Annotated in this window: 17 protein-coding genes; 12 read left to right on the forward strand and 5 right to left on the reverse strand. The window is 50.2% G+C overall.

The genetic code is table 11. The annotated features are described in order from the left end of the window. Nucleotides 1-524 precede the first annotated feature (524 nt). The 4 genes from ACXYMU_RS01225 to ACXYMU_RS01240 all read left to right on the forward strand — a co-directional run bounded on the left by ACXYMU_RS01225 (nt 525) and on the right by ACXYMU_RS01240 (nt 9,589). Entirely contained in the window at nt 525-3,740 is a 3,216-nt protein-coding gene (locus tag ACXYMU_RS01225) for a SusC/RagA family TonB-linked outer membrane protein (RefSeq protein WP_458984520.1), read from the forward strand. A gap of 13 nt (nt 3,741-3,753) precedes the next feature. Then, complete coding sequence (locus tag ACXYMU_RS01230) at nt 3,754-5,256, forward strand: RagB/SusD family nutrient uptake outer membrane protein (protein ID WP_458984521.1); 1,503 nt, start codon at nt 3,754-3,756, stop codon at nt 5,254-5,256. Nucleotides 5,257-5,390: 134 nt separating this feature from the next. Continuing rightward, nucleotides 5,391-7,064: an amidase gene (locus ACXYMU_RS01235; RefSeq protein ID WP_458984522.1), complete on the forward strand. Its 1,674-nt coding sequence runs from the start codon at nt 5,391-5,393 to the stop codon at nt 7,062-7,064. A 110-nt stretch (nt 7,065-7,174) separates the two neighbouring features. Next, nucleotides 7,175-9,589 carry a prolyl oligopeptidase family serine peptidase gene (locus ACXYMU_RS01240; protein WP_458984523.1) on the forward strand — a complete coding sequence of 805 codons (2,415 nt, stop codon included), beginning with the start codon at nt 7,175-7,177 and terminating at the stop codon, nt 9,587-9,589. An 84-nt stretch (nt 9,590-9,673) separates the two neighbouring features. Here the strand turns inward: ACXYMU_RS01240 and ACXYMU_RS01245 are convergent, their stop codons facing one another. After that, on the reverse strand, nt 9,674-10,483 hold the full coding sequence (locus ACXYMU_RS01245; protein WP_458984524.1) for a phosphatase PAP2 family protein: 810 nt from the start codon (nt 10,481-10,483) through the stop codon (nt 9,674-9,676). A gap of 264 nt (nt 10,484-10,747) precedes the next feature. On the opposite strand from ACXYMU_RS01245, the gene metK reads away from it, so the two are divergent. Then, complete coding sequence (gene metK / locus ACXYMU_RS01250; protein WP_458984525.1) at nt 10,748-12,052, forward strand: methionine adenosyltransferase; 1,305 nt, start codon at nt 10,748-10,750, stop codon at nt 12,050-12,052. Between the two features lie 124 nt (nt 12,053-12,176). Here metK and hpf read toward each other — a convergent pair whose 3' ends face one another. The 4 genes from hpf to ACXYMU_RS01270 all read right to left on the reverse strand — a co-directional run bounded on the left by hpf (nt 12,177) and on the right by ACXYMU_RS01270 (nt 14,936). Further along, entirely contained in the window at nt 12,177-12,476 is a 300-nt protein-coding gene (hpf, locus tag ACXYMU_RS01255; protein ID WP_458984526.1) for a ribosome hibernation-promoting factor, HPF/YfiA family, read from the reverse strand. 25 nt (nt 12,477-12,501) lie between these two features. Continuing rightward, nucleotides 12,502-13,380, reverse strand: coding sequence for a tyrosine-type recombinase/integrase (locus ACXYMU_RS01260; RefSeq protein ID WP_458984527.1), 879 nt, complete (start codon nt 13,378-13,380; stop codon nt 12,502-12,504). A gap of 71 nt (nt 13,381-13,451) precedes the next feature. Then, nucleotides 13,452-13,646, reverse strand: a complete 195-nt coding sequence (gene rpsU, locus ACXYMU_RS01265; RefSeq protein ID WP_458984528.1) for a 30S ribosomal protein S21 — start codon at nt 13,644-13,646, stop codon at nt 13,452-13,454. A gap of 150 nt (nt 13,647-13,796) precedes the next feature. Beyond that, the gene (locus ACXYMU_RS01270) at nt 13,797-14,936 is read right to left on the reverse strand and encodes an acyl-CoA dehydrogenase family protein (RefSeq protein ID WP_458984529.1); all 1,140 of its coding nucleotides are present in this window, start codon (nt 14,934-14,936) and stop codon (nt 13,797-13,799) included. A 453-nt stretch (nt 14,937-15,389) separates the two neighbouring features. Here ACXYMU_RS01270 and ACXYMU_RS01275 point away from each other — a divergent pair, with 453 nt between their 5' ends. The 7 genes from ACXYMU_RS01275 to ACXYMU_RS01305 all read left to right on the forward strand — a co-directional run bounded on the left by ACXYMU_RS01275 (nt 15,390) and on the right by ACXYMU_RS01305 (nt 21,729). Next, nucleotides 15,390-16,124: a tyrosine-protein phosphatase gene (locus ACXYMU_RS01275; RefSeq protein WP_458984530.1), complete on the forward strand. Its 735-nt coding sequence runs from the start codon at nt 15,390-15,392 to the stop codon at nt 16,122-16,124. 33 nt (nt 16,125-16,157) lie between these two features. Further along, nucleotides 16,158-17,138, forward strand: a complete 981-nt coding sequence (locus tag ACXYMU_RS01280) for an NAD-dependent epimerase/dehydratase family protein (protein ID WP_458984531.1) — start codon at nt 16,158-16,160, stop codon at nt 17,136-17,138. Nucleotides 17,139-17,203: 65 nt separating this feature from the next. Next, entirely contained in the window at nt 17,204-18,604 is a 1,401-nt protein-coding gene (locus ACXYMU_RS01285; protein ID WP_458984532.1) for a tetratricopeptide repeat protein, read from the forward strand. A gap of 6 nt (nt 18,605-18,610) precedes the next feature. After that, nucleotides 18,611-19,393: a phosphosulfolactate synthase gene (locus tag ACXYMU_RS01290; protein ID WP_458984533.1), complete on the forward strand. Its 783-nt coding sequence runs from the start codon at nt 18,611-18,613 to the stop codon at nt 19,391-19,393. 91 nt (nt 19,394-19,484) lie between these two features. Then, complete coding sequence (locus ACXYMU_RS01295) at nt 19,485-20,429, forward strand: polyprenyl-phosphate transporter (RefSeq protein ID WP_458984534.1); 945 nt, start codon at nt 19,485-19,487, stop codon at nt 20,427-20,429. A 4-nt stretch (nt 20,430-20,433) separates the two neighbouring features. After that, entirely contained in the window at nt 20,434-21,162 is a 729-nt protein-coding gene (locus ACXYMU_RS01300; protein WP_458984535.1) for a shikimate dehydrogenase family protein, read from the forward strand. A 165-nt stretch (nt 21,163-21,327) separates the two neighbouring features. Further along, nucleotides 21,328-21,729, forward strand: a complete 402-nt coding sequence (locus ACXYMU_RS01305; RefSeq protein ID WP_458984536.1) for a YkvA family protein — start codon at nt 21,328-21,330, stop codon at nt 21,727-21,729. Nucleotides 21,730-21,910: the final 181 nt, after the last annotated feature.

A 21,910-nucleotide genomic window follows, 5' to 3' on the forward strand; every position in this document is an offset into this window, starting at 1 on the left:
ATACAGCGCTTTATAATTAAGTGATAGAAAAGAGCGCTAATAAATCTAATGATGAAAAATTTTGTACTTGACCTTTATTCCGAAGTATCTTATAACAGGCTGTGCAAGTTCTGTTAGCGAGGCATTATACAGTAAAACTCAGTAAATGTTAGATTTATCCGTTGGTATGTTACTCATTATAAGTTAATTGTAGGTGTAGTTAACATAGGGTGTATACCTGTTCTTAGAATTGACTTATACTAGTATGGGTATTTAGTTTAATTTGTATTATTTATATATAATAAAAGTCTATTAATGTTATTCACGCATACTAATCTGTTGTTTGATAATGAAATACATGCTTGTTACCCATAGATAGATTACTTTCAGCTGTATTACATATTGTAGAATTAAAGTGAGTATTTTTTGGAAAATTGTTTTTATCTGATACTAAGCGGGGAGGCGAATTTTGATTTATGTCATAATTAAGTATATTTGGCCAACAAACCATTCTTACAAATTTTTATTCAACCTAATTTTCTAACATGAAGAAGAGTTTACTACTCAGTGTCTTCTTTGCGTTCTTGCTTGTGGTACAAGCTTGGGCTCAAAGCAGATCAGTGTCGGGTACAGTAACCGACAAATCGACCGGGGAGGGACTGCCCGGCGTATCTGTTATCGTGAAGGGTACCACAGTGGGTGCCACTACCGGTCTTGGCGGTAACTATACCGTGAATGTTCCTGAAAACCAAAACACATTGGTGTTCAGGTATATTGGATACTCTACGCAAGAGGTTGCCATCAGCGGCAGAAGCTCTGTGTCTGTTAGCCTGGCAATAGACGCCGAAACGCTTTCAGAAGTTGTGGTAACAGGTTACAGCACTTCTACACAGCAATCTTTTACAGGTTCTGCGAAGGTTGTAACAGCAGAGAAACTGGAGAGCAAAAACGTATCGAACGTATCGCAGGCATTAGCCGGTGAGGTAGCGGGTGTGCGTATCGTAAACACAAGCGGTCAGCCAGGTACAGAAGCTACTATCCGTATCCGCGGTATCGGTTCTGTAAACGGTAACCGTGCTCCATTGTACGTAGTGGATGGTGTTCCTTTCTCTGGAAGCATCAACTCCATCAACCCAGCTGACATCGCGTCAACTACTATCCTGAAGGATGCTGCTGCAACGGCCATCTACGGTTCAAGAGGTGCCAACGGTGTGGTTGTAATCACTACCAAAAACGGCAGAGGCAAAAAGTCTTACATCGAGGCAGATGCAAACTTCGGTACCAACATGTCGTTACTGCCACGTTATAACACGATCAAGTCGCCTGAGCAGTACATCGCCTTAGGTTGGGAAGCCCTGTATAACAACGCAGACGCCAACCCAAAAATCACAACTGACCCAACTGTATACGCTAATGAGAACTTGTTCTCTAACAGAGGTATCCGCCCAGGTTATAACCTGTGGAATGTTGCCAATGGTGGTGAGCTGATTGACCCGGCTACCAGAACGGTAAGAGAGAGCGTAACCAGAAAGTATGACCCGGAAAACTGGGAAGACTACGGTTTCCAGAACGCTGCCCGTCAGGAAGTAAACTTGAAGTTCGGTGGATCATCTGATAAAACAAGCTACTACTCGTCTTTCGGTTACTTAGAAGACAAAGGCTATATCATCAACTCTGACTTTCAGCGTCTGTCTGCTCGCTTAAATGTAAACCAGGAAATCAACAAGTGGTTGAACGGTGCATTAAGCTTTAACTACGCCAGAACAGAGACAAATAACAACGGACAGAGCAGCAACTCCGGAAGCATTTTCTGGTTCGCCGATAACATTCCTTCTATCTACCCGCTGTTCATGCGCGATGCAGAAGGCCAACTGATCACCGACCCTATCTTCGGTGGCAACCAGTTTGACTATGGTACGGTAACAGCCCGTGGTTTCGGTGGTCTGACAAACGCAATTGCGGATGCAACTTACGATACTAGAAGAGACAACCGTAACGAACTGAACGGTAATGCCAGCCTGAATGTGAACATCGCAGAAGGCCTGACCTTAGAGAACCGTATTGGTGCGCAGTACTACCACAACAAGTTACTGAACCGAGGTAACAAATACTATGGCGGTTCTGCTTCACAGAACGGTAGCCTTTTCCACCAGCGTACAGAGTTGTTCAACTACAACTTGCTCAACTTGCTGCGTTACACCAAAACTTTCGGCTCACACAATATCGAGGCTTTAGCCGCACACGAGTCTACCAACTGGAAGCGTAACATCCTGAGTGCTTCAGGTTATAGCCTGGTTGACCCGAACATCGAAGACCTGAGCAATGCGGTTGTTCAGAACCCATCTAACTCATACACGGATGAGTACTCTTTGGAGTCTTACTTCGGACAGGTGAACTACGACTTAGACAAGAAATACTTCCTGTCTGCTACCATCCGTCGTGACGGTTCTTCAAGATTCAGAAAAGACAAGTGGGGTACATTCGGTTCAGTAGGTGCAGCCTGGTTAGTTTCTGAGGAGGATTTCATGGACAACCTGCCGTTGTTTACTTCTTTAAAGCTGAAGGCCAGCTACGGTTTGATCGGTGATCAGGCAGGTGTAGGTTTCTACCCAGGCTATGACCTGTTCAACGTGGATAACCTGAACGATGCGCCTGCATTCTCTTTCGATGTAAAAGGTAACCCAGATCTGACTTGGGAGACTTCTAAAATGTTCCAGACAGGTGTCGAGTTTGAAATCGGAAACCGTTTCTCAGGTTCAGTTGACTATTACCAGAAAAACACAGATGACCTGATCTTCGAAAGAAGAGTAGGTCCATCTATAGGGTATGCCTTGATTCAGGTAAATGATGGTAACCTGCGCAACAGAGGTGTTGAGTTTGACCTGACAGGTGATGTGTTCCAGCAGAAAGATTACCGCTTGAGCGTTAACGTAAACGGTGAGATCTTCAGCAACGAGATCACGAAAATGCCGATTGACCCGTCTACAGGTGTTGAGAAGGTGATTGACGTACAGACACCTTTTGGATGGTCTAAAGGACACTCTATCTATGACTTTTATGTGAGAGAGTTTGCTGGTGTAGATCCGCAGGATGGTACAAGCACTTGGACAGTACATTATGCTGACGGAAACGGAAACGGTTCATACGATGCTGGCGAGGAAGTAACCAACCTTGCTGACTACATGGCGAAGAACCCGGATGCTAACCTACTGACAGCTACTACCAAGAACTACTCAGCAGCTACGCAGAAGTACATCGGCAAGTCAGCGCTTCCTGATGTAAGAGGTGGTATCAACCTGGCTGCCGGTTACAAAGGCTTCGACCTGAACGTACAGTTCCTGTACAGCCTTGGTGGTTATGCTTATGACTATACCTATGCAGGTTTGATGCACAACAGAGTAGTGGGTGGTAACAACTGGCACACAGACATCTTCGACAGATGGCAGCAGCCAGGCGACATCACTGATGTACCGCGTATCTCTAACGATTACGACAAGAACGTGAACTCAACTTCTTCTCGCTTCATCACGAAGGCAGATTACCTGACATTGAACAACGTGCGTCTGAGCTACACACTTCCTAAGAACTATACGACCAAGTTGGGTGTGGGTGGATTATCAATATGGGTATCTGGCGACAACCTGTGGATCAAGTCAAAGCGTGATGGATTCAACCCTTCTACAAATGAGGCCGGAAGCTCTAGCACATACCGCTATTCTCCATTGTCTACTGTAACAGCAGGTTTAAGAGTGAAAATTTAATTTGATTATCAGCATGAAAAAGAATATATATTTAATAGGAGCAGCTGTCATGACGATGTTCATGAGCAGTTGCGACAAAGAGTTTCTGGAAGTTGAGCCTACCCGCCAATTGTCTCCAGAGCAAATTGCCGCCGCCGCTGAGAAAGATCCTTCGCTGTTGAAGGGTAACATCGCCGGTTTATACTCTACCATGTATAACACGGGTACAGGTGGAACAAATCTTGACCATGATGACTTCGGTCAGAAAGGCTATGATATCTACAGCGACATGATCGCATCGGATATGGTGTTAGCGGGTGTTACGTATGGCTGGTACTCTAGAATTGCAAGATTCCAGACAACTACCGACAACACGGACATCGGTGCCTACAAGCCTTGGCGCTATTACTACCGCATCATCTTCGGTGCAAACACAGTAATCGACGCATTAGGTGGTAACGATGCAGTTCCTGCAACAGCATTATCGCGCCACATCATGGGGCAGGCAAAAGCGATGCGCGGATACGCGTATTTCTACCTGGCTCAGTTCTATGCCAAAGGGTATACACCATCTGAGAAGATTTTGCCACTCTACACAGACACCAAGGTGCCTAACCAGCCGAAATCAACTGCTGAGCAGGTATACAACCTTGTTATCAGTGACCTGTCTCAGGCAGTAGAGTATTTAGATGATTTCAACAGAACTTCTAAAGACCAGATCGACAAGACAGTGGCCAAAGGCTTGCTTTCTTATGCCTTAGCTGCAAGAGGAACAACAGCTGACCTGAACCGTGTGGTAGAACTGACAAATGACGTGATCACCTCTGGTGGATACCGTGTAACGAATCAGAACGAATTGTACGGTAGAGTTGAGAACGGTGTGCTGGTTAACCCAGAGTCCGGCTTCAACAACGTAGCAACGCCAAGCTGGATGTGGGGTGTAGACCTTACCCTGGCAAACGACCTCGACCTGGTGTCTTGGTGGGGACAGGTGGATGCTTATACCTACAGCTATGCATGGGCAGGAGATCCTAAGAACATCGACAAAGGACTGTATGATTCTATGCGTCCGGATGACTTAAGAAGAAAGCAGTTCAGCGCTACTTCTTACCGCCCGTTGTTCAAGTTCTTTGATCCGGCTAGAAAAGCAGGTGGTCAGCGTCAGGTAACTACTGACTACGTGTACATGCGTATCGAGGAGATGATCCTGTTGAACGCGGAGGCAAAGGCAAGATTAGGCCAGGATGCTGAAGCAAGAGAGATGCTGAAGAACCTGGTGACAGCGCGTGTAGCTGATGCAAGTTATGTAGATGCACTTAACGGACAGGCCTTGTTGGATGAAATCTACAAGCAGACTCGTTTGGAGCTATGGGGTGAAGGTAAGTCTTACTTAGCCATGAAGCGTCTGAAGAAAACCGTTACAAGAGGAAGCAACCACCTGTTTGAGGCTGGCAATTCTTTCCCTTACAACGCGGATGAGCTGACCTTCCCGATTCCACAGGCTGAGGAGTTGAACAACCCAGTGTTGAACGACTAAGCATAAAGCTTAACGATTATCTTAAGAGTGCTGCTTCAGCCTGTTAAGAATAAAATAAACAAAAAAGGCTGTTCGATCGAACAGCCTTTTTTGTTTTGACATTTAGTATCTTAGAAACTACAAAAGCTATAAAAATGAATAAAAGCAAAATTGGCCTGTTGGCGGCAGCCTGTTTCGTTTCAGGCGCGTTTGTCACCAAGCTGGCAGATAACAAGATTACGGTGGCGGTACTGCAGGACGCACAGAAAGTGATGGGCCTGAACTTCTCGGAGGCACAGCTAGACTCTACCCTAACGGAGATGGAAGAGATGCAGGAAAGCTATGTGGCGATCCGCAAGGTGGATCTGCCAAATAGTGTAGCCCCCGCCCTGGTGTTTAACCCCATCCCTGTGGGGTATACTTTCGAGCAACAGAAAACAAAGTTCGAGGTGGCTGCACCAGCTAAGGTGAAGCCGCCGAAGAAAAAGGAGGAGCTAGCATTCTACTCAGTGCCGCAGCTAGCGGAACTTGTTCGCACCCAACAGATCACATCCGAGGAGCTGACCAGGTTTTACCTGGACCGCCTGAAGAAGTATGGCCCAACGTTGCAGTGCGTCACGACGCTAACCGAAGAACTGGCCTTACAGCAGGCCCGGCAGGCAGACAAGGAAATAAAGGCTGGCAGATATAAAGGCATGTTGCACGGCATCCCGTTCGGCGTGAAAGACCTGCTCTCAACTAAAAAATATAAAACCACCTGGGGGGCGATGCCTTACAAAGACCAGGTGATTGATGAGGACGCTACAGTAGTACAGCGCCTGCAAGATGCCGGTGGCGTGCTAGTGGCCAAGCTTACTTTGGGCGCCTTGGCGATGGGCGATGTATGGTATGGTGGCAAAACCCGTTCCCCCTGGGACATTACCAAAGGGTCCAGCGGCTCCTCTGCCGGTTCAGCAGCAGCAGTGGCAGGCGGGTTGGTGCCTTACGCCATCGGAACAGAAACACTCGGTTCCATTGTTTCACCGTCTACTGCTTGCGGTACAACGGGCTTGCGCCCGACTTTTGGCCGTGTGAGCCGGCATGGGGCGATGGCCCTGAGCTGGTCGATGGATAAGATCGGGCCGATTGCACGCTCCGCCGAAGACTGTGCCATCGTGTTTAACGCCATTTACGGACCGGACGGCAAAGACCAATCGGTATACGATGCGCCGTTCAACTACAACCCGGGTATAGACGTGAAAAAGCTGCGGGTGGGCTACCTGAAGAATGACTTCGAGGGAAAGTATGGCTTTAAGAAAAACGATGAGGCTACGCTGGAAACCCTGCGCAAAGCAGGCGTGGAATTAGTGCCGATCACTTTGCCTGACCTGCCGGCCCGCGCCCTGACACTCACCATTTCGGTAGAGGGAGCCGCCGCTTTTGACGAGCTGACCCGCAGCGGCCGCGATAGCCTGTTGGTGGCCCAGCACAAAAACGCCTGGCCAAACGCTTTCCGGGCAGCGCGTTTTGTGCCTGCCGTAGAATACATCCAGGCACAGCGTGTGCGTACTTTGCTGGTGCAGCAGATGCAGGAAACCCTGAAGGATGTGGATGTATACCTCAGCCCATCGTTTGCCAGCAGCAACCTGGTGGTAACCAACCTGACGGGGCATCCGTGCGTGGTACTGCCAAACGGCTTCCAGGACAACGGCATGCCGACAACCATCACGTTTTTGGGTAAGCTTTTTGGAGAGGCCGAGCTGCTGAGCTTTGCTACATTTTACCAGGGCCTGACCGACCATGAGGAGAAGCACCCGGATATGAACTTCGGAAAAAAGAAAAGATCCTAACGCTTATATGTAAAAACAGCCACCAGATAGCGGTGGCTGTTTTGCTTTATGCCAGTACCTCCTTAAATTTAAAAGCAAAAAGCCCTTAAGAAACACTACACTACTTACACATGCTAATCAAAATAAGAGCTATGGCCATAGGGGCATTGTTGTTTTTAAGCAACGGCGCACTCCAGGCCCAGGATGCCAAAATGACGCTCAGCGTGGAGAAGATTATGCGCGACCCGAAATGGATCGGCACTTCACCCAGCAATATATTCTGGTCGGAAGACGGGAAGAAAGTCTATTTCTACTGGAACCCAGATGGCAACAAAGCCGACTCCCTTTACAGCGTGTCTGCCGATGGCCGCAACATCCAGAAGGTAAGCCCGCAGGAACGGCGCAACCTGCCGACGCAGGCCGGAGCGTATAACCTTGCGGAAACCCGGAAGGTGTATGAGAAGAACGGCGACATCTACCTGTATGACGTGAAGAAGGGTAAACAGCAACAGATTACGAATACGGTGGAGCGCGAGAGCAGTCCTTCGTTTAGCCGCAGCGAGCAGAAGGTGGTCTATATCAAAGACAATAACCTGTTTGCCTGGAATATTGACAATGGGCAGACCACGCAGCTGACGGATTTCAGGAAAGGCCGCAAAACGGCGGAGGAAGGCAGCAATGCCCAGCGCGATTGGCTGATGGCGCAGCAAAAGACACTGCTGCAGATTGTGCGGGACCGCGAGGAGGAAAAGCAAGCCCGCGAGCAACAGGCGAAGCGGGATGCTCCGAATCGGCCGAAAGAGATATACATCGAGGACAAAGCCGTCAACAGCCTGAGCCTGAGCCCCGACGAGCGCTTTATCTCCTACCAGTTGGTGAGCCGCCCGAAAAATGCCAAAGTAGCCATTGTGCCAAATTACGTAACGGCCAGCGGGTATACCGAAGACATTAGCACGCGCTCGAAAGTAGGTGATGCACAAACGGTATTTGAGACTTACCTGTACGACACGAAGCGCGATACCACCTTTGCGCTTTCCATGAAGGGGATAGAAGGTATTTTACAGCAGCCGGACTACCTGGCTGAGAAAAAGAAAGGTGCTGCACAGGATACGGCGGGTAGCAAAGCGCAAAAGCCAAAGCCACGCGCGACTGCGATCTATGGGCCTTTTTGGTCTGGTAACGGAAAGCACGCCGTGGTGGTAGCACGCTCTGAAGATAACAAAGACCGCTGGATCCTGAAGCTGGACCCGGTATCAGGTAAGTTGTCAGTATTGGATCGTCAGCGTGATGAGGCCTGGATAAACGGACCCGGAATAGGGTATGGCGCCGGCGCTATCGGCTGGATGCCGGACAACCAACGGGTATGGTTCCACTCAGAGGAAAGCGGCTATTCGCACCTTTATACCGTGGATGTGCAGACAGGCAGGAAAAAAGCCCTGACAAGCGGCAAGTTTGAGGTATCGGACGTGCGGATGTCTGATGACAAGAAGCACTGGTACTTCACGGCGAACAAAACGCACCCAGGGGAGCAGCACTTCTACCGTATGCCACTGGAAGGCGGCGACATGGTGCAACTGACCAACTTGCCGGGGGCGCAGGAAGTAACGCTGTCGCCAGACGAGAAGACCCTGGCCATCCGCTCCTCCACCAGCAACACGCCTTGGGAGCTTTTTGTGATGGACAACCAAAAAAATGCCAAGCCAAAGCAAGTGACGCATTCGCTTACCCAAGAGTTTAAATCCTATGATTGGCGTGAGCCTGAGGTGGTGACGTTCAAAGCCCGGGATGGGGCCGATGTGTACGCCCGCCTGTACCGCCCGCAGAACCCGGAGAAACAGGGCCCGGCAGTGGTGTTTGTGCATGGCGCCGGTTACCTGCAGAATGCGCACAAGTGGTGGAGCAGCTATTTCCGGGAGTACATGTTCCACAACTTCCTCGTAGACCAGGGCTATACCGTATTGGACATCGATTACCGGGGCAGCGCAGGGTATGGCCGCGATGTGCGGACGGGCATATACCGCTTTATGGGCGGCAAGGATCTGAGCGACCACGTAGACGGAGCGAAGTTCCTGGTGAACGAGTATAGCGTAGACCCAAGCCGCATTGGCATTTACGGGGGCTCTTACGGTGGCTTCATCACACTCATGGCCATGTTCACGGAGCCGGATGTGTTTGCCGCTGGCGCTGCCCTGCGCTCGGTAACAGACTGGGCCCACTACAACCACGGCTATACCTCCAACATCTTGAACACACCGTACGCCGACAGCACGGCCTACGCTAAAAGCTCGCCTATCTATTATGCGGAGGGCTTGAAGGGGGCATTGTTGATTGCCCATGGAATGGTGGATACCAACGTGCATTTCCAGGATGTGGTGCGCCTAACGCAGCGCCTGATCGAACTTGGGAAGGACAATTGGGAACTGGCCGTATACCCGGTAGAGGACCATGGCTTTAAAGAACCTGCCAGCTGGACCGATGAGTACAAGCGCATCTATAAGCTGTTTGAAGAAAACCTGAAGAAAGACAAGCAAGAGCAAAGCCAGTAACAAACGGCGTTACCATACCTACAAAAACAGACCAGGCTACCGAATCGGTAGCCTGGTCTGTTTAGCACAAGATGTTCGGCCTGCTTAGAAAGTATACGTCATCAGGGCGCCGCTGTAGTCGCGGCCCGAGACAGGCACCAGGCTCAGGTTCATCTTGTTTGATTTTTTATGGAGTTGTGGCACCAGTATGCCTGCGGCTGCACCCGCAGCATAGCCTAGTAAGTTATCGCTCAGGAAATGCTTTCCGGCACGTAACCTTAAATACCCCACACCAGCGGGTATCGCGGCGGCAGCGGCCCATACGGCGTGTCTGGCAGGCGAGTCTGGATGAAAGTCGTGGAACACCTTAGCTGCAAAGAACGTGGCACTGGCAGCCGCGGCAGTATGGCCCGCATAAAACGAGTTCTGCGCATTTGCTCTTGTCTTTTCAGATAGTTCTACCTCTTCGCTGTATGTTAAAGGGCGATTGCGGGGCACGTTGCCATTGGTCATCGTAAACAACGCGCCTGTTACAGCCATCGTCTCTACGTACAATACGAACACTTGGCCTGCCTTGCCGCGCACCTCATCGTCCAAGAGCATGAGCGCTGGGGCTAATGCAAACGACCCGTAAAACGGGATATCACTTATTTTCTTAGCAGATTCAGAATGCCAGCCTGCCGAGAAACGGTCAAAGCGGTTCACGTCGTCCTTGGTTTGTGTTAGCGCTTCCTGCTCTGTCAGTCCATCCTTGTCCTTCATCAGTGTCAGGCCATATAAACTTAAACCCATACCGGCTGCAATAATCGGTGCATCCACTTTTAGGCTTGTTTTGTAAGGCGAATCATTGTTTTGGGCGATGGTATGACCTGCTAAGGCCGTGAGTAAGGTGAAAATTGCTAGTATGCGTTTCATATATAGTTAAGTCTGTTTTTATATTATACTCCTCAAACGAGCCTAAAACTAAATGGTTTGACACATGGAGGCACTTCTTGGGCTTGGCACAGGTGCGTAGGAACCACTGCCGGCACCCGGAAATTTCTAACCTTATGTTACTGAACGCAGTTCATCTCTTGGGTCTGCTTATTTTAAGTATACCGGAATTGTCTTAGCTTTGTAACCGCTATACTACCCAAAAGTATAGCTGGTTTATACTTTGTACCTAAACCCCTAATCAAAATGCCTTATTTATTCACGTCGGAGTCTGTATCAGAAGGGCATCCGGATAAAGTAGCGGATCAGATTTCAGATGCGTTGTTAGATGAGTTCCTGAAGCAGGACCCACAGTCTAAGGTGGCGTGCGAAACGCTTGTAACGACTGGCTTGGTAGTGCTGAGCGGAGAAGTGAAGACAGAAGCCTATGTTGATGTGCAGAGAGTAGCCCGTGAGGTGATCAAGCGCATTGGATATACTAAATCAGAATATAAGTTTGACGCGGATGCCTGCGGCGTGATCTCGGCCATACACGAGCAGTCGGCAGACATTAACCAGGGCGTGGAGCGCACCAACCCAGAGGATCAGGGAGCAGGTGACCAGGGGATGATGTTTGGCTATGCCACCAACGAAACGGACAACTACATGCCGTTAGCCCTGAGCATCTCGCACCTGTTGCTGCAGGAGTTGTCTGCCATCCGCAAGGAGGGCAAGGAGATGACATACCTTCGCCCGGATGCCAAATCGCAGGTAACGATCCGCTACAACGACAACCATGTGCCGGAGAAGATCGACACAATCGTTATCTCTACGCAGCACGATGAGTTTGTGCAGGCAGAGAACGACAGCGCAGAGGCTAAGAATGCTGCTGAAACCAAGATGGTGCAGCAGATCAAGCAGGATGTAGATACGATCCTGATGCCGCGCGTACTGAAGCTATTGTCAGAGCGTATCCAGTCGTTGTTCGACGATAACATCAAATACCACATCAACCCGACCGGTAAGTTCGTGATTGGTGGCCCGCACGGCGACACTGGCCTAACCGGCCGTAAGATCATCGTGGACACATATGGCGGCAAAGGTGCCCACGGTGGTGGCGCTTTCTCTGGCAAGGACTCTTCCAAGGTAGACCGTTCGGCGGCTTACGCGGCCCGTCATATCGCCAAGAACCTGGTAGCTGCAGGGGTGGCAGACCAGGCGCTGGTGCAGGTGGCTTACGCCATTGGTGTGGCAAAGCCTGTGGGCCTTTACGTGACCACGTATGGCTCTACGAACGTGAAGGATACCGAAGGCAATGTAATGAGCGATGGCGAGATTGCCGAGAAGGTGAACAAGCTGTTCGACATGCGCCCTTACGCCATTGTGCAGCGCTTTGGTTTGCAGAACCCGATCTTCGCCGAGACAGCCGCCTATGGCCACATGGGTAGAACTCCTTTCATGAAGGAAGTCGAGATCGTGAAAAACGGCCAGAAAGAGGTGAGGGAATTCGAAACCTTTACATGGGAGAAGCTGGACCACGTGGACAAGATCAAAGAAGAGTTCGGCCTATAACCGGAAGCGAAGGGCAAACTAAAAGCCCATACCTATATAAACAGAAAGGCCTGCTACAAGTAGCAGGCCTTTCTGTTTATATAAAATTCCCTAACTAGGAATTAGTAAATCGTAACTCCAGAGGTTAGTGTGCTGTCTGTTTTTCTTTGTGCCTTTTCAGTTGGCGGCGCATGGCATCTACGGCGGCATCGGCAGCGGCTTCGAAAGAAGGGGCATCTTCCTGCGAGAAGAGGGTAGAGCCAGGGACCAACAGCCTGATCTCCACGGTTTTGTTATCTATACCATCTTTGTTGTTGTTCTTCAGGAAAACCTCCCCATCCACAATCCTGTCATAGAACGTGTCGAGTTTGTTTACCTTCTGCTGTACAAAGTTGTTCAGCTGCTCATCAGCATCGAAATTAACGGAATGCAGTTGTAGCTTCATAGTCTTAACGTTTAAAAAATTTAACTTATGCTTTCGGATGGGCTTTCTCGAAAATCGATTTAAGCTTTTCTATTGAATTGTGGGTATACACCTGCGTTGCCGCAAGGCTGGCATGTCCCAGCAGATCCTTGATTGCGTTTAAGTCGGCGCCCTTGTTTAACAGGTGCGTAGCAAAAGAATGGCGCAACACGTGTGGGCTGTTATGTTCGGAGGTAGTAACCAAGCTAATGTACTTTTTAACGACGCGGTAAACGAATTTTGGATATAGCGGACGAGCCTTATTAGTAACGAGCAAGGTTCCGGAATTGTTATCGCCAAAGTAGTGCTTCTTCTGTGCCTCATAAGTGGCAATGCTTTTCAGTAACGAGTCGTTGAGGGGCACAATACGCTCTTTGTTGCCTTTGCCGAGCACACGCACTGTTTTGGCCCTGTGGTCTATATCCGCATGCTGCACGCCCAAAAGTTCTGCCAGCCGGATGCCCGTGCCGTACAGGAACTCCAGGATCAGGCGCTCGCGCTGGCCTTCGAAGTTATCCTCAAAAGTAAAATTGTCGAGTAGGGTGTTGAAGGGCTCCTCCGGCACAAACCCCGGAAGCTTCTTGGAAGCCTTGGGCGCTTTGATACGCAGCATGGGGTTAACGACGATGCGCTGCTGCGCCAGCAGGAAACGATAGTAAGAACGCAGGCAGGCGATTTTGCGGTTGATGGATCGCGGCTGCATCTGCTGCTGCACCAGCGTCAGGAGCCAGGAGCGGATGATGGTATGGTCGGCCTCGGCGGCATCGGTAATCTCATACACCTGCTGCAGATACTGGGCAAACTGGCCCAGATCGGTGTGGTAGGAGGTAAGGGTGTGCGGGCTATACCGCTTCTCGTACTGGAGGTACTTAAAAAATAAATCCATACATTGATAAGCCTGCTGTAAATGGCAGGTTTACCAATGTATGGAAAAATAAAGTATGTTGCTAGAAAGAACTAGTAGTTTTGCTCAGCGAACAAATGCTGCTTGTATACAGCTCTCTCCTTCTGCTTTCTTTTCGCGATAGAAGGCTTCTCGAAGTAAGCTCTTGATCTTAACTCCTTTAGAACGCCAGTTCTTTCGAATTTCTTCTTGAATCTCTTTAATGCACGGTCTACAGACTCGTTATCTTTTACATTAATAATAATCATATTTTCTTTCGTTTCTCTTTGAATTAGGGTTGCAAATTTAATCAAGGTTATACTTAAAAATCAATAGCTTGGCTAAATATATTTCTCGCCTGGCAAGATTTTATGTATAAAAGCAAGCTGAAGGCCTTTAAAGCCACCTTCGTGAAGCCATTATTTTAAGATGGCTCTTGAAATAACAAGCTTTTGTATCTCACTGGTTCCCTCGCCAATGGTGCAAAGCTTAGCATCACGGTAGTATTTCTCTGCCGGGTAGTCCTTCGTGAAGCCATACCCCCCGAAAATCTGCACACCTTCAGTTGCTGTGCGCACGGCAACTTCAGAGGCATAGTACTTCGCCATGGCCGACTCTTTGTTCACGTTCAGGCCGCGGTTTTTCATGTCGGCTGCCTGGTATGTGAGCAGCGAAGCCGCCTCGATCTCCGTGGCCATGTCAGCTAGCTTGAACGAAATGCCCTGGAAGCTGGCAATGGACTTGTTGAACTGCTGGCGCTCTTGCGCGTAAGCCAAAGCCGCATCGAATGCGCCCTGCGCAATGCCTAACGATAGGGCTGCAATAGAGATGCGGCCACCATCCAACACTTTCATCGCCTGTATAAAGCCTTCGCCCACATTACCCAGCATCTGGCTTTTATGCACGCGGCAATCCTCAAAGATAAGCTCCGTGGTTTCAGATGCGCGCATACCCAGTTTGTCTTCCTTGCGCCCGGCGCTGAAGCCCGGGGTGCCTTTCTCGATCACAAATGCCGTCATGCCATGGGAGTCACCTACCTCGCCCGTACGCACGATCACCACGGCCACATTGCCGGACTTACCGTGTGTGATGAAGTTCTTGGCACCGTTGATCACCCAATGGTCACCATCCTGCACCGCCACTGTGCGCATGTTGCCGGCGTCAGACCCGGTATTGGGCTCTGTCAGTCCCCAAGCCCCGATCCACTCTGCCGTAGCTAGTTTAGGCAGGTACTGCTGCTTTTGCTCCTCGTTACCGAACTGGAGGATATGGCCTGTGCAAAGCGAGTTGTGCGCTGCCATAGAGAGGCCAATGGAACCGTCAATCTTAGAAAGCTCAGCGATAGCCGTCACATATTCCAGGTAGCCAAAACCAGACCCGCCGTACTCAGTTGGTACCAGAACACCCATCAGGCCCAGTTTCCCGAGTTCCTTGAAGACCTCCACCGGAAACTCCTGGCTCTCGTCCCATTCCATCATTTTCGGCTTGATATGCTTTGCACCAAAATCACGGATCATGTCCGCAATCATACGCTGATTTTCAGTCGTTTTAAGTTCCATTTATTTTTTTGAGTATAGCGGGTATATAAGTAGTGGTATGTTTAACGGATATCTAAATTCCGTTGTTTACAAATCTAAATAAAAGCAAGTGCATTTTGGCAGGATTTTATGGAATTGATAAAATTAACTTTTTAAAAGAAGAGTAATTTGAGTTATTTTAATTAATATGCTTTAAAAATTATTACTTCGTTAAAATAATGCCCGCAATTAAGTGTTGCTGCAAATCAAGCTGTAAAACTTAAATTTGTGGTGCAGCGTCCCTCTGGGTATAACTGGCAGCGGCGAGCGGATCAATGGCTCTTTTTTTGCACCTAAAACCGTATGCTTTAGAGAAGCAGGTAGTGCGTCCTTTATTTTGACAGCGCTATTTATTTATGTTATTTTGAAGGTTGAATGCCACGAGCAACTGGTGCGGAATCCTTTGGCGCCTAATAATTACAGATGATAAAGTTTTTGAAGAGTTTATTTGGTGACAGCACACCCATGGAAGAGTCTTTCAGCGCCTTAGGCGCCGACATGCACTCGCACATACTGCCCGGCATCGACGATGGGTCTGAAAGCCTGGAGCAGTCGGTGGAGTTGGTGCAAACCATGCAGGGGCTGGGGTACCGCAAACTGATCATGACACCCCACATCATGAGCGATTTCTTCAGAAACACCCCCGAGATTATCCGGGAGAAGCTGGCTTTGCTGCGCGATGCCGTAAAGGAAGCCGGTATAGCCATGGAACTGGATTGTGCAGCGGAATACTACCTGGACGAAGGTTTCCTGGAGAAACTGCAACAGGGGGGGGAACTGCTTACCTTTGGAGACAACTACCTGCTTTTCGAAACCTCGTTCCTGAACGAGCCGCTGAACCTGCGCGAAGCGATCTTTATGATGCGCTCCAAGGGGTACAAGCCTGTGCTGGCCCACCCGGAGCGCTATACCTATTTTTATGGCAAGTTCGATAGCCTGGCGGCTTTGCGGGAGCAGGGCGTGCTGTTTCAGCCAAACCTCAACTCGCTGACGGGTTATTACTCGCCGGGGGCAAAAGCTTACGCTGAGCGCCTGATCGACGAAGGCCTGGTGGATTTTCTGGGCTCTGACACGCATGGCCTGAAGCATACTAACAGTCTGCAGAAAGTGCTGCAAAGCAAGCACCTGACCAAAGCCCTGGCCCTGCCTTTGCGCAACAGCAAGCTTTAATCTTTTCGTTTAATTCTTAATACGTCCACAGACATGGTATTTGTAACGGGTGGCAGTGGCCTGATTGGCTCATTCCTGATTCCGGCATTGCTGCAGCAGGGCCATCCGGTAAAGGCTGTTTACCGGGGGCAGGTGCCCGCCATACCGGGGAGCGGGCAGGTACAGTGGCTGGAGGGCGATATCCTGGACCCGACCTTTCTGCGGGAGGCCATGCAGGGCGTGAGTCATGTCTTTCACTGTGCCGGTCTGGTGTCGTATGCCCCGCAGGACGAAGACTTGCTGAAGCATGTAAACATAGAAGGCACAGCCAATATCGTGGATGTGTGCCTGGAGTATCCGGGTATAAAGCTGTGCCATGTCAGCTCTATCGCGGCTGTGGGGCGGCCTAAGGGCAACGCCGTAGTGACAGAGCAAAGCAAGTGGGACCCTGCCGAGAAGCGCTCAGCCTATGCCAGCTCTAAATACTGGGGCGAACTGGAGGTATGGCGCGGAGTAGCTGAGGGGCTGAAGGCGGTGATCGTGAATCCATCGGTGGTGCTTGGGCCTGCCGACTGGAACCGCAGCAGTACACAGCTTTTTAAGTACGTATACCGCGAGCGGCCATTTTATACGGGTGGAAGTGCCAATTTCGTGGATGTACGCGATGTAGTTAGCATTATGTTGCAGCTAGCATTCTCGGAAATATCCGGAGAAAGGTTTATCTTAAGTGCAGGTCTGATGAGCTATAAGGACTTCTTCGGGGAAGCAGCCCGCTGTTTCGGGAAAAAAGCCCCGGCCAACAAGGTGCCGGCCTGGCTAACCGAGGTGGTGTGGCGCCTGGAGCATGTGCGCAGCTGGCTAACCGGTGCCCGCCCGCTCATCACAAAAGACACGGCCCGGGTTGCCGCTAAACCCCACCTGTTCAGCAACGATAAAGTCTGCCGCGCATTAAATTTTGTGTTTATACCTGTTTCTGATTCAGTGCGTTGGGTGTGCGGGGAGTTGCAGCGGGCCATGGCCGAAAACGGGCGATAAACTATTTTCCCGCTTAAAATGTAGTAAGAAAAAGGCTGTTACATGCAGCCTGTTGGACCTTGGAGATGAAAGAGAACTTTGAAGAACATAGCGAGGAACTGGAACTGATACAGCGCTTCGAGCGAATGCTCGGCAGCAAAGAGACTGTGTTTTTCGACCTCACCGATTTCGAATATATAATAGACCATTACACCACCAATTTCGAGTATGCTAAGGCCCTGGCGGCCTGCGACTCGGCGATTGCCCAGTACCCTTTCTCAACGGAACTCCAAATAGACAAGGCGCAGTTACTGGCCATGGCCGGCAACTTCGAGGAGGCGATGGTGCTGATCAACCAGGTAGCGGAAGTGGACCCGGAGAATGCGGATGTGCAACTGACGCGGGGCATCATCTTTACCCAGCGCAGCGAGTTCCGCGAGGCGATTGACCATTTCAAGAAGGCTTTGGCCTATGCCGCCGACGACCGTGACGATATCTATTTTAACATCGGGCTTGCCTACCAGACCTGGGGCAAGTTCAGCTCTGCGGTAAAGTATTATAAGAAATGCATCGAGCTGAACCCGGAGAACGAAGCGGCCATGCAGGAAATCCTGTACTGCTTGGAGGTTACCAACACCATTGGCGAGAACATTGAGTTCTTTCAGAAGTTTGTCGATAACGAGCCCTATTCCTCTGTCGCCTGGTTTAACCTGGGCAACATGTATAACAAGATGGGGGCCTACGACAAGGCAATCTCGGCTTACGACTACGCCACCATCATTGACGCTAAATTTATCACGGCCTACAACAACATGGCCAATGCCCTGGTGTATGTAGGCGATTATGCCAAAGCGATCGAGTCTTTTAACACCATCATAGAGCACAGCGAGCCTTCTGCGGAGGTATACTGCAACATCGGCGAGTGCTACGAGAAGCTGCAGCAATGGGACCTCTCCCGCCGCTACTACCAAAAGTCCGTGGACCTGGACCCGGAGATGGACGAAGCCTGGTTCGGCATCGGGATGATCCTGGATGCGCAGAACAATTGGTATGAGGCGGTGCATTTCTTTAAGAAGGCCGTAGACCTGTATGATGACAGCGCAGACTATTGGGTGGCCCTTGCCGCCGCCGAGTATCATGTAGGCCACGTGGTGTCGGCGCTGGAGAGTTATGCGCGTGCCGCCGACATCCGCCCCGACGACAAGGACATCTACCTCAACTGGTCTATTATCCTGTACGAACAGGGGAATTTTGAGGAAGCGACCGATATTATTCTGAACGCGATTGAGATCCAGCCGAAGGAGGCAGAGCTCTATTATAGGGCCTGTGCTTACATGCTTTCGGCAGGAAAATACCGCGAAGCTTATAATTATCTGGAAAATGCGTTAATTTTGGACTTCGAGAAGCATAAATTGCTCTTCGAGTTCTTCCCTGAACTGGAGTCGCAACGTGCCTTATCCCGATTAATCGATCAGTATCGCAAATAAAACTAGATGAATTATTCGCTGAACAGCATTCCTGAGCGTGAGGCAAAACCTCGCGAGCGCGGCTATACCATGGCCATGGATAAAGGGCTAAGTATAAGAGAGGTAGAAGACTTCATAGAAGTTGCCGGTGAGTACACGGACATCGTGAAACTGGGCTGGGCTACTTCTTATGTAGTGCCGAACCTGCAGAAGAAACTGGATGTGTACCGGGCAGCCGGTATACCGGTGTACTTCGGAGGCACTTTATTTGAAGCCTTCATCGTCCGCAACCAGTTTGAGGATTACCGCCGTATCCTAGATAAGTATGAGATGACCTATGCAGAGGTTTCGGACGGCTCTTTGGAGATGGACCATGAGGTGAAGTGCAATTACATCAAAACCCTGTCCGAGCAGGTAACAGTGCTTTCGGAAGTAGGGTCAAAGGACGACACCAAAATCATACCCCCTTACATGTGGATCAAGCTGATGCAGGCTGAACTGGATGCCGGTGCCTGGAAAGTGATCGGGGAGGCCCGCGAAGGTGGTAACGTAGGTTTGTTCCGGTCTACCGGAGAGGTGCGAAGCGGTTTGGTGGAAGAGATTCTGACCAAGATCCCGTTTGAGAAAATTTTGTGGGAAGCTCCGCAGAAAGCACAGCAGGTATGGTTTATAAAACTGTTGGGTGCAAACGTGAACCTGGGTAATATTGCCCCGAGTGAGGTGATTCCGCTCGAGACCATCCGCCTGGGTCTTCGTGGCGATACCTTCAGCCACTTCCTGGATATGGAAAACTCGAACCTGAAAGGGTAAAGTATAAATACAAAGTGATAAATTGCCCGTCGGTATGGCCGCACGGGCAATTTTGCTTTCAGGCCTGCCAGTACCTGCTACAGATAAACCAATGCAAAGACGATCATTAAAAGAATACCTCCTGCTATTCTCGAAGGGGGCTGGTATGGGTGCTGCTGATGTGGTGCCGGGGGTGTCGGGCGGCACGATTGCCTTCATTACCGGTATTTACGAAGAACTGCTGGGCTCTATCCGCTCTGTAAACGGGGAGGCGCTGAAGCTCTTACTGCGCTTCCGGTTAGCGGATTTCTGGAATCACATCAACGGAAGTTTCCTGGTGGTGCTGCTGTCAGGGATTTTGTTTTCGGTAGTATCGCTTTCGCGCGTGATCCTGTTCTGGCTGGAGAATTACCCGGAACTGCTGTGGTCTTTCTTTTTTGGGCTGATTGTAGCCTCCGCCGTGGTGGTGGGCAAAAAGATCACCCGCTGGAGACCCGGCGTTATTTTGGTCGGGCTGTTGGGGGCAGCTATCGCTTATTATGTAACGATAGCCACGCCCACTCAAACACCCGAAGCCTACTGGTTTATCTTCCTGTCGGGGGCCATTGCCATTTGCGCCATGATCCTGCCAGGCATTTCAGGGAGCTTTTTGCTGGTACTGTTGGCCAAGTATGAGTTTATCCTGAACGCTGTGAAGGAATTGCAGGTGAGTGTGGTGGCTGTGTTTGGCGCAGGTTGCGTAGTGGGCATCCTGTCGTTCTCGCACCTGCTGAACTGGGCCCTGAAGAATTACCACAACGCCACCGTGGCCCTGCTAACAGGCTTTATGGTGGGCTCGCTGAACAAGGTATGGCCCTGGAAGCAGACCCTCGAAACGTATACCGACCGGCACGGTGAGGTGAAGCCGCTGGTGCAACAGAACATTTCGCCAGCTGCCTTCGAGGCATTGACCGGGCAGCCTTCCTTCTTGATTTACGGTGTGATGCTGGCCTTATTTGGCTTTGCCTTTGTTTACCTCATCGATCACTTTACTGCAGACGACACTCCCAAAGTATAACCCCATGCGCAAATTCGGACTCATTGGTAAAAAGCTTGGCCACTCTTTCTCGAAGAAGTACTTCACAGAGAAATTTGAGCGGGAAGGTATAACAGATGCGCAGTATGAGTTATATGAACTGCCCGCTGCGCAGGAAATCCGGGATTTGCTGCAAGAGGAACCGGAACTGGTAGGGCTTAACGTGACTGTGCCTTACAAAGAGGAGGTGTTGCCGCTGTTGGATGAGCTCGATGCCGTCGCCGCTACAATCGGCGCAGTGAATACCATCCGGATCCGCGATGGCCGCGCGAAAGGCTTCAATACAGATTACATCGGGTTCAGGACTTCGCTGGAGAAGTTTTACACAACCAAGGGTCAGGCTTTGGTGCTGGGCACAGGCGGGGCTGCGAAAGCCGTATGGGCTGCCCTGGATGCGCTGCAAGTGCCTTATCAGAAAGTGTCGCGTATGGCAGGCGGGCAAGTACTGGGGTATGAGCAGTTGACGCCTGCGTTGATGCAGCAGTACAACCTGATCATCAACACGACGCCGCTCGGCATGCATCCTCACACAGAGACAGCACCCCCTTTGCCTTATGAGGCCCTGAACTCAGCGCATTTCCTTTATGACTTGGTCTATAATCCTGAAGAAACCCAATTTCTAAAGCACGGGAAAGCGGCAGGGGCCAAAACCTGCAATGGCCTGGCCATGCTATACCGGCAAGCTGACGCAGCCTGGGATATCTGGAACTCCTGAGCCGGACACGCTATAAGTAGCTGGTAATGTTACATAACACCTGGTAACAAGAGCGTTAGCTGGTATTGTCGGGAGAATACATCGCTGATTGAAGGAGAATATTGCTTTTGTACAAGTAGAGGGAAGTGTGTCGCCGTAGAAAGCACTATACAGCACAACGACCCCATGACACAACTCCATACACTCAAGCAACGCACCCATACCACCAATACAGAGCTTTACGCCTTATACCTGGCTTACCGCGATAGCCGTGTGGCTTGGTATGTGCGCGTGTTGTTGGCCCTGTCCATTGGTTATGCCCTAAGTCCCGTAGACCTGGTGCCCGACCTGACAGCCGTTTTCGGATACATAGACGATGTGGTGATAGTGGCGGCAGGTTTCAGTATCTCCTACCATTTGCTAACGAAGCCCGTGCGGCAAGAAGCCAGGCTGCATGCGTATGAAACCATGAGTGACGCTACAGAAACATCGGGGGATGCCCTGCGCGTGATTATGTTTGCCTGGTTGTTACTGGGTACGCTTCTAGTGCTGTTCGGCTACAAGTTACTGCACCTCCACATGCTATAGACAGGTATCAACGTTATAAAAAGCGCGCGGCATCCTATCAGGAGGCCACGCGCTTTTGCTTTTAAGAGGCGTATAAATTTATCCAAACATGCTTCTTTCCTGCATCTCGCCGAATATTCTACTCTGAATTCGAAGATTATATGATGCATAACGTTGTTAGAGCCGGGTGTTTTCAACTTAA

The organism is Pontibacter sp. CAU 1760, from assembly GCF_054482735.1.

What these genes read in the sequence shown, in the direction of transcription:
- ACXYMU_RS01225 (WP_458984520.1), top strand. Translation starts at nt 525, where the DNA reads ATGAAGAAGAGTTTACTACTCAGTGTCTTCTTTGCGTTCTTGCTTGTG.
- ACXYMU_RS01230 (WP_458984521.1), top strand. Translation starts at nt 3,754, where the DNA reads ATGAAAAAGAATATATATTTAATAGGAGCAGCTGTCATGACGATGTTC.
- ACXYMU_RS01235 (WP_458984522.1), top strand. Translation starts at nt 5,391, where the DNA reads ATGAATAAAAGCAAAATTGGCCTGTTGGCGGCAGCCTGTTTCGTTTCA.
- ACXYMU_RS01240 (WP_458984523.1), top strand. Translation starts at nt 7,175, where the DNA reads ATGCTAATCAAAATAAGAGCTATGGCCATAGGGGCATTGTTGTTTTTA.
- ACXYMU_RS01245 (WP_458984524.1), bottom strand. Translation starts at nt 10,483, where the DNA reads ATGAAACGCATACTAGCAATTTTCACCTTACTCACGGCCTTAGCAGGT.
- metK (WP_458984525.1), top strand. Translation starts at nt 10,748, where the DNA reads ATGCCTTATTTATTCACGTCGGAGTCTGTATCAGAAGGGCATCCGGAT.
- hpf (WP_458984526.1), bottom strand. Translation starts at nt 12,476, where the DNA reads ATGAAGCTACAACTGCATTCCGTTAATTTCGATGCTGATGAGCAGCTG.
- ACXYMU_RS01260 (WP_458984527.1), bottom strand. Translation starts at nt 13,380, where the DNA reads ATGGATTTATTTTTTAAGTACCTCCAGTACGAGAAGCGGTATAGCCCG.
- rpsU (WP_458984528.1), bottom strand. Translation starts at nt 13,646, where the DNA reads ATGATTATTATTAATGTAAAAGATAACGAGTCTGTAGACCGTGCATTA.
- ACXYMU_RS01270 (WP_458984529.1), bottom strand. Translation starts at nt 14,936, where the DNA reads ATGGAACTTAAAACGACTGAAAATCAGCGTATGATTGCGGACATGATC.
- ACXYMU_RS01280 (WP_458984531.1), top strand. Translation starts at nt 16,158, where the DNA reads ATGGTATTTGTAACGGGTGGCAGTGGCCTGATTGGCTCATTCCTGATT.
- ACXYMU_RS01285 (WP_458984532.1), top strand. Translation starts at nt 17,204, where the DNA reads ATGAAAGAGAACTTTGAAGAACATAGCGAGGAACTGGAACTGATACAG.
- ACXYMU_RS01290 (WP_458984533.1), top strand. Translation starts at nt 18,611, where the DNA reads ATGAATTATTCGCTGAACAGCATTCCTGAGCGTGAGGCAAAACCTCGC.
- ACXYMU_RS01295 (WP_458984534.1), top strand. Translation starts at nt 19,485, where the DNA reads ATGCAAAGACGATCATTAAAAGAATACCTCCTGCTATTCTCGAAGGGG.
- ACXYMU_RS01300 (WP_458984535.1), top strand. Translation starts at nt 20,434, where the DNA reads ATGCGCAAATTCGGACTCATTGGTAAAAAGCTTGGCCACTCTTTCTCG.
- ACXYMU_RS01305 (WP_458984536.1), top strand. Translation starts at nt 21,328, where the DNA reads ATGACACAACTCCATACACTCAAGCAACGCACCCATACCACCAATACA.